Origin of the sequence: Lewinella sp. LCG006 (genome assembly GCF_040784935.1) — a bacterium.
In the GTDB taxonomy this organism is placed as follows: Bacteria; Bacteroidota; Bacteroidia; order Chitinophagales; family Saprospiraceae; genus Lewinella.
Genome location: NZ_CP160680.1, coordinates 6,940,041 through 6,956,494 on the forward strand (window position 1 = coordinate 6,940,041; position 16,454 = coordinate 6,956,494).

21 protein-coding genes are annotated in these 16,454 nt (G+C 45.0%); 16 read left to right on the plus strand and 5 right to left on the minus strand.

All coding sequences use genetic code 11. The features are described from left to right. The first annotated feature begins 28 nt into the window (after positions 1 to 28). Complete coding sequence (locus AB0L18_RS25475; RefSeq protein WP_367390143.1) at positions 29 to 1,027, plus strand: T9SS type A sorting domain-containing protein; 999 nt, start codon at positions 29 to 31, stop codon at positions 1,025 to 1,027. 351 nt (positions 1,028 to 1,378) lie between these two features. Here AB0L18_RS25475 and AB0L18_RS25480 read toward each other — a convergent pair whose 3' ends face one another. The 4 genes from AB0L18_RS25480 to AB0L18_RS25495 are packed head-to-tail and all read right to left on the minus strand — an operon-like array spanning position 1,379 to position 3,157. Beyond that, a complete protein-coding gene (locus tag AB0L18_RS25480; RefSeq protein WP_367390144.1) occupies positions 1,379 to 2,038 on the minus strand; it encodes a hypothetical protein in 660 nt (219 codons plus the stop codon). 1 nt (position 2,039) lies between these two features. Next, the gene (locus AB0L18_RS25485) at positions 2,040 to 2,615 is read right to left on the minus strand and encodes a hypothetical protein (protein WP_367390145.1); all 576 of its coding nucleotides are present in this window, start codon (positions 2,613 to 2,615) and stop codon (positions 2,040 to 2,042) included. Further along, a complete protein-coding gene (locus AB0L18_RS25490; RefSeq protein ID WP_367390146.1) occupies positions 2,599 to 2,841 on the minus strand; it encodes a hypothetical protein in 243 nt (80 codons plus the stop codon). Before AB0L18_RS25490 ends, AB0L18_RS25485 begins: the two co-directional genes overlap by 17 nt. Then, positions 2,813 to 3,157, minus strand: coding sequence for a hypothetical protein (locus AB0L18_RS25495; RefSeq protein WP_367390147.1), 345 nt, complete (start codon positions 3,155 to 3,157; stop codon positions 2,813 to 2,815). The genes AB0L18_RS25490 and AB0L18_RS25495 overlap by 29 nt, the downstream gene beginning before the upstream one ends. Before the next feature lie 100 nt (positions 3,158 to 3,257). Here AB0L18_RS25495 and AB0L18_RS25500 point away from each other — a divergent pair, with 100 nt between their 5' ends. The 3 genes from AB0L18_RS25500 to AB0L18_RS25510 all read left to right on the plus strand — a co-directional run bounded on the left by AB0L18_RS25500 (position 3,258) and on the right by AB0L18_RS25510 (position 10,747). Next, positions 3,258 to 3,668, plus strand: a complete 411-nt coding sequence (locus AB0L18_RS25500; protein ID WP_367390148.1) for a hypothetical protein — start codon at positions 3,258 to 3,260, stop codon at positions 3,666 to 3,668. A 344-nt stretch (positions 3,669 to 4,012) separates the two neighbouring features. Then, a complete protein-coding gene (locus AB0L18_RS25505; protein WP_367390149.1) occupies positions 4,013 to 8,932 on the plus strand; it encodes a S8 family serine peptidase in 4,920 nt (1,639 codons plus the stop codon). A 51-nt stretch (positions 8,933 to 8,983) separates the two neighbouring features. Beyond that, entirely contained in the window at positions 8,984 to 10,747 is a 1,764-nt protein-coding gene (locus AB0L18_RS25510; protein WP_367390150.1) for a PKD domain-containing protein, read from the plus strand. 133 nt (positions 10,748 to 10,880) lie between these two features. On the opposite strand, the gene AB0L18_RS25515 is transcribed toward AB0L18_RS25510, so the two are convergent. After that, the gene (locus tag AB0L18_RS25515; RefSeq protein WP_367390151.1) at positions 10,881 to 11,384 is read right to left on the minus strand and encodes a hypothetical protein; all 504 of its coding nucleotides are present in this window, start codon (positions 11,382 to 11,384) and stop codon (positions 10,881 to 10,883) included. 217 nt (positions 11,385 to 11,601) lie between these two features. Here AB0L18_RS25515 and AB0L18_RS25520 point away from each other — a divergent pair, with 217 nt between their 5' ends. The 12 genes from AB0L18_RS25520 (at position 11,602) to AB0L18_RS25575 (ending at position 16,451) form a co-directional block, all read left to right on the plus strand. Next, positions 11,602 to 12,213 carry a hypothetical protein gene (locus AB0L18_RS25520; protein WP_367390152.1) on the plus strand — a complete coding sequence of 204 codons (612 nt, stop codon included), beginning with the start codon at positions 11,602 to 11,604 and terminating at the stop codon, positions 12,211 to 12,213. A gap of 9 nt (positions 12,214 to 12,222) precedes the next feature. Beyond that, on the plus strand, positions 12,223 to 12,516 hold the full coding sequence (locus AB0L18_RS25525) for a hypothetical protein (RefSeq protein ID WP_367390153.1): 294 nt from the start codon (positions 12,223 to 12,225) through the stop codon (positions 12,514 to 12,516). A 5-nt stretch (positions 12,517 to 12,521) separates the two neighbouring features. After that, on the plus strand, positions 12,522 to 12,794 hold the full coding sequence (locus tag AB0L18_RS25530; RefSeq protein WP_367390154.1) for a hypothetical protein: 273 nt from the start codon (positions 12,522 to 12,524) through the stop codon (positions 12,792 to 12,794). Between the two features lie 66 nt (positions 12,795 to 12,860). Next, positions 12,861 to 12,986 (plus strand): hypothetical protein, encoded by a 126-nt coding sequence (locus AB0L18_RS25535; protein WP_367390155.1) that lies wholly within the window; start codon positions 12,861 to 12,863, stop codon positions 12,984 to 12,986. 222 nt (positions 12,987 to 13,208) lie between these two features. Beyond that, positions 13,209 to 13,358 carry a hypothetical protein gene (locus tag AB0L18_RS25540; protein ID WP_367390156.1) on the plus strand — a complete coding sequence of 50 codons (150 nt, stop codon included), beginning with the start codon at positions 13,209 to 13,211 and terminating at the stop codon, positions 13,356 to 13,358. Between the two features lie 18 nt (positions 13,359 to 13,376). After that, positions 13,377 to 13,742 (plus strand): hypothetical protein, encoded by a 366-nt coding sequence (locus AB0L18_RS25545; protein ID WP_367390157.1) that lies wholly within the window; start codon positions 13,377 to 13,379, stop codon positions 13,740 to 13,742. A gap of 40 nt (positions 13,743 to 13,782) precedes the next feature. Beyond that, positions 13,783 to 13,932 (plus strand): hypothetical protein, encoded by a 150-nt coding sequence (locus AB0L18_RS25550; RefSeq protein ID WP_367390158.1) that lies wholly within the window; start codon positions 13,783 to 13,785, stop codon positions 13,930 to 13,932. A 4-nt stretch (positions 13,933 to 13,936) separates the two neighbouring features. After that, positions 13,937 to 14,497, plus strand: a complete 561-nt coding sequence (locus tag AB0L18_RS25555) for a structural protein (protein ID WP_367390159.1) — start codon at positions 13,937 to 13,939, stop codon at positions 14,495 to 14,497. Positions 14,498 to 14,808: 311 nt separating this feature from the next. Next, positions 14,809 to 15,357: a peptidoglycan recognition family protein gene (locus AB0L18_RS25560; RefSeq protein WP_367390160.1), complete on the plus strand. Its 549-nt coding sequence runs from the start codon at positions 14,809 to 14,811 to the stop codon at positions 15,355 to 15,357. Beyond that, the gene (locus tag AB0L18_RS25565) at positions 15,354 to 15,893 is read left to right on the plus strand and encodes a hypothetical protein (RefSeq protein WP_367390161.1); all 540 of its coding nucleotides are present in this window, start codon (positions 15,354 to 15,356) and stop codon (positions 15,891 to 15,893) included. Before AB0L18_RS25560 ends, AB0L18_RS25565 begins: the two co-directional genes overlap by 4 nt. A gap of 114 nt (positions 15,894 to 16,007) precedes the next feature. Beyond that, positions 16,008 to 16,238 (plus strand): hypothetical protein, encoded by a 231-nt coding sequence (locus AB0L18_RS25570; protein ID WP_367390162.1) that lies wholly within the window; start codon positions 16,008 to 16,010, stop codon positions 16,236 to 16,238. Beyond that, entirely contained in the window at positions 16,239 to 16,451 is a 213-nt protein-coding gene (locus AB0L18_RS25575) for a hypothetical protein (protein ID WP_367390163.1), read from the plus strand. Positions 16,452 to 16,454 lie beyond the last annotated feature (3 nt).

Here is a 16,454-nt window from a genome sequence, read left to right on the forward strand (position 1 = left end):
TCTATAAACTCTTTACACCATAAATATTATGAGGTTATTATTTCCAGTATTTTTGATCTTCCTGGGGGTGTTTTTATTGCATTTAAGAATAGCTGCTCAACCAGAAAATGATGAAATTGCGACTGCATTTCAGATTGTTTCTTTTCCTTTTGAGGATTTGATGGTAGAGTTTTCATCGGCAGACACTGAAGGCGTTTTACCAGCTTCGGATGGACCTTGTTACGATTACAATCCAATGGTTTGGTATAAATTCCAGACTGCTTCGGATGGTATAGTAGGGGTCTACAATGATCAAGCAAATTATATTGTATCAATATTTTACACCTCTGCTGATTTAAATGCAGATTCTTTTGATGATTTGGTTCCTGTTTCGCCCTGTTTTGGTTCAACGCTAGGAGTCGGTACAGGAGTGGAAGCAAATCAGAACTATTATGTTATGGTAGGAGCAGCGTTTGATATGGATATAACTTTTTCAAGTGAAGTACTTCTACCTGTTAATTTAGAATCTTTTTTTGTTAATCAAATAGAGCAACAAGTTCACCTAATTTGGAGAACTCAATCAGAATCCAACAATAAAGAATTCATCATAGAAAGAAACATAAACCATCAATGGGAACAAATCGGCTCCATTTCTGGAGCAGGAACTTCTACCATCCCCAATGAATATAAATTCATTGATGAATCTCCACTAATCGGAACTAATTTCTACCGTTTAAGGCAAATTGATTTCTCTGGCTTAGCTACATTATCAGAAATTATCATGCTTGAATTTATAATAGAAGATGATAATGTATTCTTGTATCCTAATCCATGTAGAGACCTAATACAAATCTATTCTGAAAAAAATGGAAGTACCATCGAGCAAATATTCATTAGAGACATCAATACGGCTACAATATGCTACACATTTTTTCCAGAACCTAATGTTAATCAGTCGATTGATATCTCAAGCTTACCCCAAGGCACCTATCTTATTCAACTTATTATGGAAGGAAGTACAAAATCACAATTCTTCGTTAAACAATAAAAAGGCTACAAAAAATAAATCTATGATCATTGAAACCGCTGTTGCTATAATAATAAAAAGCTAATTATCATCAAAGCAACAGTTGCGGCTAAGGCTGTAAACTACTAAAGCAGCTAGTAAAGTCATTCGCAGGACATGTTACTGCTGTTAGGAAAGTTGCCTTTATTGCCGTTGGTTCTGTAGACCCAGCTACAACATTTAGTATTGAAACTGTAGCATTGGTTAGTGAGATAAACCCAAAATACGCATTAGCCCAACTAAAGTTCGAGTTATACCAGTTTTTAGACGCCAGAACAGCATCTTTAAACTGGTATATTTTTATTTCTACAACAAGGAGAATATCAGTCATTCCTAGACCGCAATAAACTCATAAATCCCATACTGCGTCCCATCATCCCGCGCCTTGGCGGCTTTAAACTTTTCGTTCACGCGTTTTTGTGCGGCCAGCATCTCCTCCACCCCGTCGATCTTTACGCGATTGGGGTTGATGAGGCGCGGGGTGGACATCACTACTACCCCACTGGCATGGTCCCAAATCTTGGGTGGCACCTGCTCCGGGCCGTGAACGATCAAAAACACATCCAGCATCCGGTGGCGGTATTCAATGAGGATATCCTTTAGACCGGGTACATTGGTGGTGTTGGCCTCCAGGTATTGCATACAATCATCGAGCATGAGGATGCCGTTGCGGTAATTGTCGTAGATGTTGATGAAGGTATCGTTCTTGCCGGGTGACGGGTGATCATCCCGCAGCCGAGCCAACACCTGGCGGGTTTCGTTTTGGAACTTATAGTGCGCCTTGTTGGTCACGTTGATGATGGGCACATCGTGCCAGATTTTGGGAGCGCCAGTTTTGGTCACCAATAGGCGGCGGCCACCGATGCCATCCATGAGCTGCTTGGCCAGGGTGGATTTTCCCGTGCCATTACGGCCCCAGATGATGATCAGCTCGCAAAGCCGCTTTTCGGGCGGCTTGCGGGCTGTTTTCTTGGTTGTCTTGCGTTTAGCCATGCTACTTTTCCTTTTTTGCTTGCTCCTGGGCTTTTTTCATCTTGCCTTTGCTGTAGGCCAGGGAGAAGTTGGGGGCGTAGATGGCCACCATGATGCCGATCAGGATAAACTCCAGACTCATCCGGGCCTGGTACTTCTTCACCAGCGCTGCGGTCACATCGAGGTAGTCATTACTGATGTCCGATTTGTTGTTGAACTTGCGGTAAGCCTCGCCGGGTTCACGAGCCAGCATTCCGCAGAGCATACCCATTCCCCGGTCAAAGGTCATAATCATAAAAGTCGCCGTGACCTTATGCTCATCGGAATAATCCAGGTATTCCAGGTTATTCTTGTCGTCATCGGTGAGGGGTTCATCCGTGGCGGGTTCGCCCTCAGGATCTTCCCCTTCTTCACCGCCTACGAAATCGCTTTCGTCTAAAAACTTAGGTGGCTCCACCTCTTCGCGTTTGACGCGCATTCGGTCAATCAGGCTCCCTACCGAGTTTTCGCCCTGGGGAGCAGCCTGCTCGCCGGTCGGTTGGTCTACGACGGTTTCCTGCTTCGGTGCTTGTTCTTCTACGTTAGTCTGGCTTCCCATCGGTTTTCTTTTTGTTGATTAAATACTGAATATCAATAGCCCGACTAAGTACCGTCGCTTCTCCTTCTAATCGAAAAGTAGCTACGTAGACATTAGGCTTCTCGTCCGAAAAATCAATCATTAGTACAGCCTGCCCTTCCTCCTCATTGAGGACTCCCCCATCGGATTGTGGTCGATTGAGATTGTCGGCAAAGGATTTAATCTGAGGAAGAAACTGCTCCAACATCCCCATTGCCATTTTTTCGGGAGTCATGCTGTTGGCCAGGTTCTTCAGTTTTTCCAGTGGATTCATGCGCGTTGGTTTGGTAAGTGAAAATGATGAGGTTGTTCTCCCTGCGGTGCCAGCTCTTACTTACTTCTTCCTGAAATACCAATTGGTTAATGGATTTGCGTACTCGCCGAGAAAGGTTGTAGTGTTCCCTTTCCGATAGTTTAGCCAATTGTCTGGTGATCTGCCGTACCGTTAGGGGTCGCTTGGCAGCGTCCAGTATTTCCTTGATCCGGAAAGTGAGATAAGTACCGTAGAGAAGATCTTGCATCATTATTTAGAGAAAATCGCTTACAAATTTAATCAAATTAATTACATTTGTGTAAACAAATAAGTTATGATCATCAAAACCGATCCTCTCAAATACCCGACTTATGCAACCTGATGACTGGAAAGCCTTTATCAATAACTTATTCGTCGACGCAGATGGCCGCCGAAAATCAGCCATCATTGGCCTAACCCTCGAAGTCGAAACAGGAAAACTGACGCTTCCTCCGGTGGAGGTCGCGCATACCGACACCTTACAACAGGTCTTTATCAAAGTAGCACGCCTGTCTACCTCCTCAACGAAGGCCGATAGTACAGGTAAGGAAGAGGCCCCGGCACCCCAGGTAAAGACCGTCAACGTAGAGCACATTCAACACGGCAACACCGAGTATATCGTCTACCGCCTGAGCGACGACAGCTTCAACGTCATCAAATCAACCGGCGTGGTCGTGCCCCCCAAAACCATCATCTACAATACCGTCGTCAAGAAATACCGCGAGCAATTCCAGCTCAAGTAGGGATTTTATTGTGTTTTCAATTGTGATCGATTTAGAAGTCCGCCATGGTTTGGCGGGCTTTTTTTGTTTTGAGGACGCTTGGCAGTCAACTCAGGTAAAGAGTCAATAATATTGAAAGACCTATTCGATATGGCAAATACAAGCTGTTCTTTTGGCTAATCTAAATATTTATTTGTTGAGTATAGATTGAAATGCCCCTGATCTTCTGTCAAATTCTTTTTAAAACATTCAAACTTTTTTATAAATTTAAAATATTTTAGCTCAAGCCTAAAATAATTTCGTAGCCATATAATTACAAGTTATTCAAGGACATAAATTTTATAACCTAAAAATCTCTCTGAATTATGTTTAACGCAAAAATTATTTTTTTCGCCGTTCTATTTCTCATTCTCTCGAGTACCCATGCTCAAACAACATGGGATAGTCAACATTATCAAGATGGTGTGATATATCTAAAAATTAAAAATAGCTCTTTGGTCGAACTTAATATTCCTTCGGCCATTGGTTCTCCTGAAGAAAACGCTATTCATCAAACACTGCAAAACTACCAAGTGAGCAAGGTAGAAAAACCATTTGAGGTTTATAACACTGCTGTTTTTGATCGCATATACAAGGTTTACTTTCCACAGGTCAATGATATATCTAATTTGATGTCTGACCTGAATAGCTTTTCCTTTGTAGAAAAAACGGAAAGGGTTCCTTTGCACAGAACGTCGGAAACAATTCCTAATGACCCTCTACTGCCTTATCAATTACCCTTAGTCAATGCCTTTGATGCCTTTGACCTTCATCAGGGAGGTAACGTAATAATTGCTATTGTCGACGATGCGGTGCATACTACTCATGAGGATTTAGAAGACAATATAATAGATGGCTACGATTTTGCCAATAATGACCAAGACCCCAACCCTCCTTTCGAAGACGGCACTGTCAGTCCCAACTATTTCTCTCACGGGACACACGTTGCGGGCATCGCCGGAGCCGTATCTAACAATAGTACAGGGATTGCTTCTATTAGCTGGAATGCTAAAATCATGCCCATCAGAGCGACGAATTTCCCAAATCAAATTACTCATGGCCCACAAGGCGTAGCTTGGGCAGCCTCTAAGGGAGCGGATATCATCAATATGTCTTGGGGGTCTCCCGTTTCATCTGAAATGGAATATCTTGCAATGAGAGAAGCTCACTTAGTATATGGTGCTATTCTGGTTGCATCAGCTGGTAATGCCAATAGTGTACTTCCAAATTATCCTGCTGCCTACGGAGAAGGTACCGTAACAAGCTTTAATGAATTCCTTGATTCTGATTTAGTGATAGCAGTAGCTTCTATTGATGCCGATGGCAGTCGTTCATCCTTTTCAAATTACGGTCACTGGGTAGATATCACTGCCTACGGTAATTCCATATATAGCACGGTTGCTAATTCTCAGGAAACTACAGCCATTATCGATGAATACGGGTATAAGAGCGGTACTTCCATGTCTTCGCCCCTCGTTGCCGGGTTGCTGGGGTTAATGCGTTCTTATGCTCCTAACTCTACCAATGCAGAGATTATTTCCTGTTTACGGAGTTCAGCAAACGCTGACATTTATGGGCTTCCAAATAACCTACCGTTTGTCAGTTTACTGGGAGCCGGACGAATAGATGCCTTAGCTGCCTTGGAATGTATAGGAGAGAGTTGTTCTGGGTATCCGTTGGTACATATTAACTCCGATCAAGACTTTATTTGCTCTGGTGAAATGGTTACTTTAACCGTCTCCAATCAGAATTATTCCTACTTGTGGTCAACCGGAGAGACATCCCCTTCTATTCAAGTTAATCAGTCTGGTTTTTATAGCGTTGTTACCACTTATCCTAATGGATGTACTTCCTCTAGTTCAATTACTATCAGTGATGCCCCAATCCAAGCCTATGTAATCGTGAACGGACAAATCGGAAGTGAACTTTCTTTCTGTGCGTATGAGGTTCCATTTTCACTTACAGCCAATTTAGGTGCATCTTATAATTGGTCACTCAGTAACGGGCAGTCAGGCACCAGTGCTACTATCCGAATTCAGGAGCCGATTTTAAATCCTTCTCTTACCTATTCCGTGACCGTTTCCGATGTAGGAGGGTGCACGGGGGTGCAGCAAATCATCACCGGAACCATAAATTTTCTTCCTCTACCTAATGTAACGGTAGCCATTAATGAAGACTCAGGAGAGCATCTCAATGACGGAATTATATGTCGAGGTGACGAGGTAGAGCTCACTGCTTATGGTGGTGTTTCTTATATCTGGGATTCTGGAGAGACTAGTCAATCGATTACCGTTAGCCCCGTTCTAAGTAGAAGATACAGTGTTAGTGTTACAGATTCGAACGGTTGTATAACTGTATTTGAAGATACCGCAGTCACCGTTACAGAATGTAACAACGTCGGCTTAGATTGCCCATGTGAAGGCTTGGGTCCACTTACTTTTAATATAGATGCCGGAGACGGCACTGATATTATGGATACGGATCTGGGTGCCATCATAGACATAGATCCTACCACAGGAGGTTTGGCGATCAACCGCCAAGGATTATGCCTTGCTATCAAAGGCAAACTTATCATAGGTAGTATGGCGATCAATGTCAGCGAGTTAAAAATGCAAGGCGGTGCAGAGATCGTAATCAATGCAGCCGAAGAAGTGACGCTAAGATCGCCCCAAGGGGTAGGGTCGATAACGGGTTGTAATGCACTGTGGAAGGGTATTACATTGCTAGACAATGCTGCGCTGGATATAGCCAACTTTGATATTGAGGATGCTCTTTTTGCGGTGCACCCTGCCAACAATGCACGTTTAGATGTGTCATTATGTAATTTTAATAAGAATTTCATAGGTATATATCATAATGATAATGGTTTTGAGTCAAATTCCTTTTCTGCCAATTCTTTTAATGGCACAGACAACCTCCTGCCCCTTTTCGTAACTAGCGACAATTTACCATTTCAGGTACAAAGCAAAAGCTTTGCGGGTTTATACCTCGACTATGGAAATTCTCCTTTGTTTCCTACTGTAGAGATGATTACTAGTCATTTCGAAGATCTGTCTGCGGGGGTCATTCTACGGGGAAATATCGATGCAATCCTGAAACGCAATACCTTTAGTAATATCACTAGTTCTACAGCAGTAGACTATCCTTTAGAAGGTCATGCACTCTTCCTGAAAGGAGGAGCTATTGCTTCAATATATGTAGACAATAGTAATCTTGGAAATACTATTCCTTTTCTAAATTGCGATCGTGGCATTGAAGTTATCCGAGCCGATACTCGGATACAAAACACAAAAATGGATTGTAATACAATCGGTATTCAGGTACAGGATGTACTTACAGGAATCAACATCAATAATAATGAAATAAATGTCCCGGGATTTGGACACGGGATTAGATTATTATACAATGATGCTGCATCAGACATATTAGTAGAAGAGAACACAATCAATGTGGTGACAGCCCCCGGAGATCTTCTTGGTCTCAACGGCGGAAAAGGTATCGAACTCCACGAGAACGCAGCACGTCCTGACGGTGTTCGTGCACTAATTCACGACAATACAATAGAAATATCCTCAGATTTCACTCCTTGGATCTTCGATGCTGTAGAAGCAAGAGGAATTGGTATATATTTAAACAATACGAAAGGAGTAAGCGTAAAAGAAAACACAGCAATTGACTGTAAAACTCAATATGATGTAGGCGTCCTGGTACAAGGTGGAAAAGCAAACAAGATTTCCGGTAATACGATAAATGGTTCTTACGATAGTTACGGTAAATTACTGGGAACCGGATTAATCGTAGAGAATGCTCCTGCTAGCATTTACAGCTGCAACACTTTTTCCCGTCTACAGAATGGAGCATCTTTTCTAGCCGGTACTTGTAACGATACGGACTTTGCCCAAAACACCTTCAACCCTCCTTTTGACAATGGTTTAGTGTACCGCGATTTACTTATGATCAACGCTCAAGAGTGGAAAGATAATCGTTGGCTAGGGGATGCGACCGATTACAATGGAGTGGCTGCGCTCAATGAGATTAGTACAAATGATCAGCAAACTGTAAGACTTCAAGAATTTGTAGTTGTCCCAGGTGAGAACTTTCTCTTCCCTCCAAGTATCGACCTTCCTAATTACAATGGCTCTGGTCAACCGTGGTTCCGTTTTCAGTCAACCATTGACCGTTTGCCAATCTGTGCCTTTGATGCATTGCCCCCTCCTGGACCACAACAACCTACTAAACTAGATATTCGATTGGCTAATGGGTATTCTTTTAATGGACCTTACCAAATCGAGCGTACTTGGCTGACCGAGAGGGCACTGTACGAAAAACTGACGGGAACGACAGTAGTATTGTCTAACTCTCCCTATCATACTCAGATAAACAGTTTTCAGCAGCAAGCCGAACAAGGTGATCTGGGAGCTTTCCACGATGCCTCTCAGGCTGTCGCAAGTATTTTTCAATACCCTTACGGTGCTTCCAGTTGGAACACTGAATGGAATAACAAACGACAAGTGGTAGCAGCAATAGCTAATCTTTCACTTGTCCTTAGCAACAATAGTACTGCTGCAGACTGGGACGAATATTATCAATTGAGGGAACGCTTGGAAAATACAGCAACATCACTTCACACGCATTGGCAAACTATAGAAGGACAAAGTAGTGCTGCGATCAATATAGCCGAGCAAGCAATAACAAATTTGCACGACAATCTGATACCTCAAGCGCACGAAATTAGTGTCAATAGTCTACTACTCAAAATCCAGAAAGGCGATCTACTCACCTCCGACGAGCTGGAAAATTTACGGGAATTGGCTAACGAATGTCCTCTGCTTGGTGGTTCTTCGGTTCATCAAGCCAGGAGTTTATATACCGGCTTTGACCCCGAATACCGTTTTTCAAATAACTGTAGCGGTATATCTGATTTCCAAATGGCTAATAGCTCTGTAAGTCCATTGCTGCCCACAAAAAAAACACTCAACGAATTTACCGAGCAGCAAGCAGTAGAGGTCTATCCTAATCCAGCTAAGCATACAATAGCCGTAACGTTTCCCAAGATACTTAGTGAAGATAATCGCCACCTGGAATTAATTAGCCCTTTGGGAAGTATAATCATGAATATTCCACTGGCGGAAGGGCAAACATCTGTGCGATTGGACATAAATTCTTTAGTTCCCGGTATTTACTATCTGAAATTGATACAAAGCCAAGAAACCACGGTTACAAAAAAAATAGTCATTACCCACTAATCCATAGGCACGAATCTTATCTTTGTAAGATTCGTGCCTATTCTCCTTCCTATGAAATACCTCCCCTTTGTCCTCTTCCTCTCGCTCACTACCGGCTTCACCAGCGCCCAAACAATTTTCCAACGCCTCCCCTTGGATCATATTTGGCTGTTGCCCGACGATCAACACCTCGATTTCAACGAAACGCCAGTACGAGTGAGGTATGCACAACGCCCCATCGGCTTCAGCGGTACCATTGCCAGTATCTGTGATGAAGAAGGGCAACTGAAGATGTACACGAATGGTATACAAGTAGTAAATGGCAACAATGGTTACCTGGAAAACGGCTTTCGCATCAACCCAGGTTCGCTGATCGACGAATGGGTAAATTCAGGAAATAGAGTGCCACAGGCTGCCATTATTTTACCCCATTCTATTGAGGAAGAAAGCTATCATATTATTTATGCAGAACCGTATCGTATTATCAATGAGGAGGGGCAGCAATCCGCGCGAGTGCTTCGTCTTCATTATGCGCTGGCTGATTTTAGTGATAACAATTCGGGGGTACTCGTAGAAAAGGACTTCCCTTTGATCATCGATACCCTGGATTTTGGAAAAGTTACGGCTTGCCGACATGGCAATGGCAGAGATTGGTGGATCGTAATTCCTTACGCAAATAGCAATACATACCATCTATTTTTGTTGAATCAATCAGGCCTTGAAGATCGAGGAGTTTTCAGTGAAGGCGAAATTTTACCCTCTGGCTTAGGGCAAGCCCAATTCTCCCCCAATGGTACCAAGTTTTTCAATTATCGCGGTCATCTTTTTAACAGCAACTATCTTACCATCTACGATTTCGACCGCTGCACCGGGTTACTTACCAATGCCCAAACACGTTACGATACGGCCTTCGCCTACGTTACTGGTATAGCTATTTCTGAAAACAGTCATTTTGCTTATGAATCAGCGCATACGCATCTTTATCAATATGATTTAACGGCTCCAGACATCTTCGCTACGCGTACCCTGGTCGCAGAATACGATGGCTATTATGCTGGCAATTATCCAGACATTACTAATACTACCTTTTCCTTCGCCCAATTGGCTCCAGATGGAAAAATTTACCTGACCAATGCAGGCTCTGCTTTATCTCTTCACATTCTCCAGGCACCCAATAAACGCGGCTATGCTAGCCGCATGGAGCAGCATGTGCTCGATCTTCCTACCTGGACATATAATGGCATCCCCAATTTCCCCTACTATGGCCTGGGGCCCTGGGATGGCAGCCCCTGTGACACTTTGAATATCGACAATCCCGTACCGGAGGCCGTATTCGAATATACGCCAGATTCCCTGGGGCTGGCTGTAGAATTCTTCGATGCCAGTCATTACGCCAGCACATGGGAATGGGACTTCGGCGATGGTTCGCCTTCCATCACCGATCAGCATCCGCTACACACCTACACTGCCTCTGGCACCTACGAAGTTTGCTTACAGGTAAGTAATGTCACTGGTTCCGATTTGTACTGCGAAACGCTGTTTGTAGGTACGACTAACAGTTCGGAACTTACTGTTTCCAGCGTTCACGTGAACGTATGGCCCAATCCAGTCAGCGGCCCGATGCTAAACATTGAAATAAAAGGAGTACAACAGTATACTGATCTGACGCTACTCCTCAAAGACGCTTTAGGGAAGATCGTTAGCACCCAAGCTTACCCGCTTACTAATACGTCAGCCACACTGCAATTGCAAGTCTCCAGTCTGGCAAGTGGATTGTATTTCTACGAAGTCCACGGGGAGCAGCTACTTGCGAGCGGGAAAGTGATTATTGAATAAACGAAATGGTAGGAGACTTATATTTCCTCCCAAACACTCCGTGATGCTGAAGTGATGCAGATGCAATACACCTTAATAAGTATTTGATGACATTGATAAAAACGTAGTGCCTAAAAACCGTCCTCATGCTGTGTTATGATGCAGAAAGATAAAAGTGACAGTAACGTTCCTCATCTTCGAAGAGAAAGGTATTGCCAGTACCAGGGAAACTAGCTAGTCGATATCCATTGATATAGTTCTTTAACCCTAAATGCAAGATGAATGGATTGTCCATTTGTTCAAGGCCAAAGCTAAAAAAGGGAGAAATTCTTGATTCGATCTCAGCCAAAAGAGTCTCTTTAGAAATATTTTCGAGTGTGAACTCCCTATTTAATAATGAGGTGGGAAGCTTGAATTGTAAGGTGCTGTCTACAGTGGCATTAATATCTACCATCGCATATCTATTCACTATAAAATCCTGTATTTCAGGAAATAACAATTTAGAGCCGTAGGATATTCCGATTTCTTCACTAAGATATTGGTCGCAACCTATATTAGGGAACCTTTCCCACTTGTTGTTTCTCAAAAAAATGGTCCTCATTTTTTCCACTTTTTGAAAAGAAACGGATTCTTGATAATCTTTGAAAAGAAACTTCATTTTCAGAGTAGTTGAGCATTAATGAACATCTGATACGGCAAATATACTCATAAAGTTTATGCCCTAACGATAAAATGCCCCGTGTCCCACCCCTGCCCCGTGACCTAAAATCGCCTCGGGGCGAGTTCAGGACATCTATTGCCAGGGCCATTTTTGCCCCTTATCATTGTGTTCTTAATTCGCAAGAAATGCTCTTTTAAAAACGCAATCTCATTCGATGAATCCTGTATTAAACGGAAGAAAGGGGCGCACCCCGGTCATTCCTCCCAACATGGTCAATAAACCAACGATTGTTGGTACCGATGGCCCGAATGCACAGCAATGGACGCCCAATGCCAGTCCGTACTTCGCTATTGAAGTAGACGCTACGGCGCAGGCACTGGTAGACGCTGGCGTGCCTATCCCGGTGGTACTTTTTGACACCAACCGTCAGTACCAGCAACGCACCAATTATTTCATGCCCTTGGAGCTGATCATCAAGTCACGCACTGATGTGAGCTACCAGGCACTGATCGACGACATCAACGAAGTGGCTGCGGTGGTAGATGTTTTGCAGATGCAAATCTGCAATTCAGCGGACCCCAACTGCAATTTCAACTTCTTTCCATCACTGGATTTGATGTATTGCCAGCGCGGACAGAAGCCATCCCTGATCAAGACGATCCACCCGGATATGGGAGTTTCCGAGAATCAGTACCACCTGAACCGTGCGACCTTCCAGGCCGATATGGTAATTACGCAGCGCCACGCACTGACGTTCACCATTCAGCCAGGAGAGAAAGCATTATTGGCCTTCTATCAGTCGATGGAGCTGGGCCGTAAATATTAAACCATTCTCATGCCCGGATTTAACACCGCAGGCTGGCAAAATGCGTCCGACGTCATTAGCCAGAATCAGCCTGCTAACAACAGCGGTTGGTTAGACCGTGTCTTGGGCCGGGTAGACGATGGCTTTGATGTTTATGATCGGGTAAGATGTGCGGCAAATCCTACCGCTCCGGGGTGCTACCAAAATAATAATGGTGCTCCCGGAGGGGCAGGTGTTCCGCAAGACAATACCTGGCTCTACGTGGGCCTGGGCGTCGTTCTCTTACTGGTTATCGGTATCGTTATCATCGCACTAAAAAAGTAGAAGCCATGAATAGTCAACGCTCAGCATTGAGCTCTAAAAACACGGCGATTCGCCACATCAGTGGTGGTAGTGTCCGAGGTATCCTGCCACAAGAAGACATCAAGGTTGTTGCGGCCAAGAATACGGCCAATGTCGATAATTCTGAAGTCGTCAACAACGAAATCGAGGAAGTGAATAAGTCGGAGGAACGGAATGTTCTCTGGTATGCCCTCGGTATCAGTGTTGGCGTGGTCTTGCTGGCCGTCGTCGCGCTCAAGTTCAAACTGATCAAAATCTAAGCGGTAGTTATCGCTTTCATTCCTCAACATTAACGCGGAGCATCCGCTTACTAAAATTCTATGCTCATGTCATTCTCAAGTAACAAATGGGTCGGCGCACTGGCACTCGTAGTAGTGATCGCCGTTGCCGTCCTCATTGGCAATATGGCCACTGATAAGTACATGGAAAAGAAGGCTCCTTCGGTGGACTAAGCCTTTGATTCCAATCAAATAAAAATGCCTTCGCTATTTCACTAAGGAACAGCACGAAAATACAATGCGATTTCGCTTCGCGGCTACTTCGTGGTTGTTTTCAAAATAGTTAAATAAACGCTTCATTTTAAGTGTTTTAACTATTTGGAAAACTTAGAAAAATCGTCATGTATTTTCTGCGCAATACGATGATGGAATAGCGAAGGTGTAATCCTCACACAAATGTTTGAGTATCCGATGATTTTTGGAGAAGACGGCGTCAAAGCCACCGTAGTCGTTGCCACCGAGTGGACGACAATTATCTACGTCACCCTTGCCATCTTTGTTGGGATCACCCTGGCGTTGATCGTGGCTAAAAAAGTTGCCGGATAATTAAAAAGTAATATAAAAATGGCGGCAATCAACGCAATTGTTACCGGTGCTTACGCAACCATCATCCAGTTGGAAGGTGGCGCGGTTACGACCTTGGCGGAATACCGGCAATCGGGTAGCACTACCCCCATCACCGGCGTAATGCTGGGAGCCAATCAGCCCCTCATCCAAAACGATGCTGGTCAGATCGTTTCCTTGGTCGATCACCTGCGCAGTACGGGCGGTCAACTGATCGAGAAAACGGTTACTGGCGGCTATCAAGCACTCGTCTTATCTGGTGGTAGCACCAAGGACTTGACCAGGTACCAGCAAGAAGAAGAGACGGCTCTTTTGTCTATCGCAGCAGCGGAAGAACAGGAGGTCAACTATGAAGACTTGGTTTAAGTCTTCCTCTAATGGTTTAAATCTATAATCAAATCAAGCTATGCAACTCATTTCCAAGTACGGACCTATCATTTTGCTGACTATCGCCTTGGTATCACTGTATTTCCAATGGGCTACCTACCAGGCGGCCACGGCGGATTGCGGATGCCAGGACAAGAAGGCAGATAGCGGAACCGGCCCAATCGTCTAAGCTTATGACTGCTAGTGCTAAAAAATGGATCATCGTTGTGGCTGCCGTGGGCTTGCTCTTACTTCTCAGTAGTGAGCTGGCCAAAGCTGCCAATGTGGTAGCGCCCAATTTGGGGGTAGGTACCCAACGCAAATCCTTTTTGGGACAGGCAGAGATGCCCCGCGGCATCCGCAACAACAATCCCGGTAACCTGAAGATGACCACCCCGCAGCAAGGCTGGCTGGGCAGCATCGACCGCAGTGAGAACACCGATGGTGTTTTTGAGCAGTTTGTCTTCTACGGCTACGGCCTGCGGGCCATGCTCAAGCTGATGCGCAACAAGATGACGCGCAATGGCGACAACTCCATCCGCAAATTGATCTACAGCTGGGCACCACCCGGCGAGAACAGTACCGAGAACTATATCGCAGCCGTGGAAAGTGTCACCGGCATCCCGCAAAACCAGGTCATTGATGTGAATGATAAAGATCGCCTCTTCGCGATCGCTCAGGCCATAGAAAGCCAGGAAAACGGACGGGTGGTGATGACGCGCCGCGATTTTGATAACGCTTACAATTTGATCTGATGAGTGATCTAATGGAAATATTCAGAAGCAAGCCGGTGCAGTATTTTTTATACTTCATCCTGCTCATGCTCCTTGTCCGCTGGATTGGCAAACGCTGTGATATCTAAGAGCATTTTGGGAAATTTCATTGAGTAAAAAACAAACCTCAAAACCGAAAGGATAAAAGTTATTGGTGCTTCCTGCTTTTTAAGGATTTTCGAACCTGGCGTCGGTATGAAAATTTCATTTAGCCCGCTAAACTCAATTTTAATCCCTTAGCCAGAACCGCAAATCGTTAAAAATCAGTTCGCAAAATTTCCCAATATGCTCTTATGAAAAAACAACTGGTAATCGTGGTAACGTTGCTTTTGATCTTGCTCCTGATCCGCAGGGTTTTTGGATCGACCATTACCAATATTACCCGTCTGCTGCCCCGTCATGCGACCAGGACTTTCCCAACCAGGAATACCTCGCAGATTGAGCAGATTGTAGTGCATCATACTGCCGGACCTGAGAATCAAACGCCCAAACAAGTCGCCACCTATCACGTTGGCCCCAACCACGTTTGCGATTCGGGATGTCCAGGCATTTTGTACCACTACTTCATCACCCGATCGGGTAAGATTTACCAGGTCAACGAACTCGAAACGATCGCCTGGCATTTGGCCGGGCAGAATACCCGCTCCGTCGGCGTCGTCCTGGCTGGTAATTACGATAACTATCCAGCGACCAGGGCACAACTGAAGGCTTTGCACAAAACCATCAAAGCCATTGAACGCAAGGTGGGCCGCTCTTTGGAGCTGACCACTCACCGAGGGGAATGTCCAGGCTGCACCCAGTGCCCGGGCGATTATTTACAGGCTCAAATAGCATCCGTATGAATCTGAGATTTTACTTCATCACGCCCTACTACGAGGAAGCCGAGGCCCGCAGCCACGCTTTCAACCAACCGTACATCAATGCGGCGGAGGAAGGAATCGCCGAAGCCTGGAGCCAACTTACCGATGAGTATTCGGAGTACGACGGCTTTTTGGCCTACAACTCCAATGGAGACTTGGCAGATCTGCAAATCAAGAAGCTTCCAGCACTGATCGTTTACGATGTTGATCGGCAGCGGGCGATTTTCAAGTTGGAGAAAAACGAGATCACCCGTGACCAGGTGCTCCAGGTGGCCCTTTCGGCTTGGAGCCTTACGCCTGACCCCGAAAACGAGGACAAGTACATCACGCAGTCCGGAAAAAGCGTTGGTACCGGTCAGTTGCTCAACGCCAAGCCTTGTCCTGATTGGATGCCCGGCTTCATGTGCAACCAGTTCGGTACGCGCTCCTGGCAAGGCTTGGACTTGGGCCTGGGACGTATCATCACCTGGATAGTGATCCTGGTTTTGCTTTTCATCATCTACAAAATGGTCAAGTAAATGGGATTATTCTGTGGAAAAGTCTGCAAGTGCAAAAACCGCTGCGAGAGCTACTTTCCGGGTATCCCTTTTCTGATTGATGCCTGCAAGAGCGCCTGCAAAGGAGACTCCAGCATGAACCGCGACAAGTTTCTTTGCTCGGGCAATTTCGTAGACCAGCATAGCATCATTTTGCAACTGGGCTATGATCCTTGCCTGGGTGATGACATCGACTTTGGCGATACCGTCGCCGGACAAGTCGCTGGTGCAAGCGATCGGCAGTGGGAACGATTGCAACCAATTTTCTTAGGCCTGGGCCTGCTTATTGTAGCAGCACTGGCCATTGTTTACGTCATCCGAAGATAAATGGACCCGATATCAGCAGTCGCCAATGCCGTGGGCAGCATCTTCGGGCCGGATTCGATTTTCGGAGCCGGAAAACGCGCCCAATACGAAAACCTGCCCGATTGGATAACGCCCGATCAGGTACGACAAACCGATTATACCCCCTACGTCATTTTGATCGCAGGGACACTAATATTAATGATCATCATGGTGGTGATTTTGAGAAGTAAATAACGC

Bases quoted from the DNA above. Each gene is read 5' to 3' on its own strand.
- AB0L18_RS25550 (WP_367390158.1), top strand. From the start codon at position 13,783: ATGCAACTCATTTCCAAGTACGGACCTATCATTTTGCTGACTATCGCC.
- AB0L18_RS25570 (WP_367390162.1), top strand. From the start codon at position 16,008: ATGAACCGCGACAAGTTTCTTTGCTCGGGCAATTTCGTAGACCAGCAT.
- AB0L18_RS25480 (WP_367390144.1), bottom strand. From the start codon at position 2,038: ATGGCTAAACGCAAGACAACCAAGAAAACAGCCCGCAAGCCGCCCGAA.
- AB0L18_RS25485 (WP_367390145.1), bottom strand. From the start codon at position 2,615: ATGGGAAGCCAGACTAACGTAGAAGAACAAGCACCGAAGCAGGAAACC.
- AB0L18_RS25500 (WP_367390148.1), top strand. From the start codon at position 3,258: ATGCAACCTGATGACTGGAAAGCCTTTATCAATAACTTATTCGTCGAC.
- AB0L18_RS25540 (WP_367390156.1), top strand. From the start codon at position 13,209: ATGTTTGAGTATCCGATGATTTTTGGAGAAGACGGCGTCAAAGCCACC.
- AB0L18_RS25475 (WP_367390143.1), top strand. From the start codon at position 29: ATGAGGTTATTATTTCCAGTATTTTTGATCTTCCTGGGGGTGTTTTTA.
- AB0L18_RS25510 (WP_367390150.1), top strand. From the start codon at position 8,984: ATGAAATACCTCCCCTTTGTCCTCTTCCTCTCGCTCACTACCGGCTTC.
- AB0L18_RS25555 (WP_367390159.1), top strand. From the start codon at position 13,937: ATGACTGCTAGTGCTAAAAAATGGATCATCGTTGTGGCTGCCGTGGGC.
- AB0L18_RS25545 (WP_367390157.1), top strand. From the start codon at position 13,377: ATGGCGGCAATCAACGCAATTGTTACCGGTGCTTACGCAACCATCATC.
- AB0L18_RS25525 (WP_367390153.1), top strand. From the start codon at position 12,223: ATGCCCGGATTTAACACCGCAGGCTGGCAAAATGCGTCCGACGTCATT.
- AB0L18_RS25575 (WP_367390163.1), top strand. From the start codon at position 16,239: ATGGACCCGATATCAGCAGTCGCCAATGCCGTGGGCAGCATCTTCGGG.
- AB0L18_RS25490 (WP_367390146.1), bottom strand. From the start codon at position 2,841: ATGTTGGAGCAGTTTCTTCCTCAGATTAAATCCTTTGCCGACAATCTC.
- AB0L18_RS25495 (WP_367390147.1), bottom strand. From the start codon at position 3,157: ATGATGCAAGATCTTCTCTACGGTACTTATCTCACTTTCCGGATCAAG.
- AB0L18_RS25560 (WP_367390160.1), top strand. From the start codon at position 14,809: ATGAAAAAACAACTGGTAATCGTGGTAACGTTGCTTTTGATCTTGCTC.
- AB0L18_RS25505 (WP_367390149.1), top strand. From the start codon at position 4,013: ATGTTTAACGCAAAAATTATTTTTTTCGCCGTTCTATTTCTCATTCTC.
- AB0L18_RS25535 (WP_367390155.1), top strand. From the start codon at position 12,861: ATGTCATTCTCAAGTAACAAATGGGTCGGCGCACTGGCACTCGTAGTA.
- AB0L18_RS25565 (WP_367390161.1), top strand. From the start codon at position 15,354: ATGAATCTGAGATTTTACTTCATCACGCCCTACTACGAGGAAGCCGAG.
- AB0L18_RS25515 (WP_367390151.1), bottom strand. From the start codon at position 11,384: ATGAAGTTTCTTTTCAAAGATTATCAAGAATCCGTTTCTTTTCAAAAA.
- AB0L18_RS25530 (WP_367390154.1), top strand. From the start codon at position 12,522: ATGAATAGTCAACGCTCAGCATTGAGCTCTAAAAACACGGCGATTCGC.
- AB0L18_RS25520 (WP_367390152.1), top strand. From the start codon at position 11,602: ATGAATCCTGTATTAAACGGAAGAAAGGGGCGCACCCCGGTCATTCCT.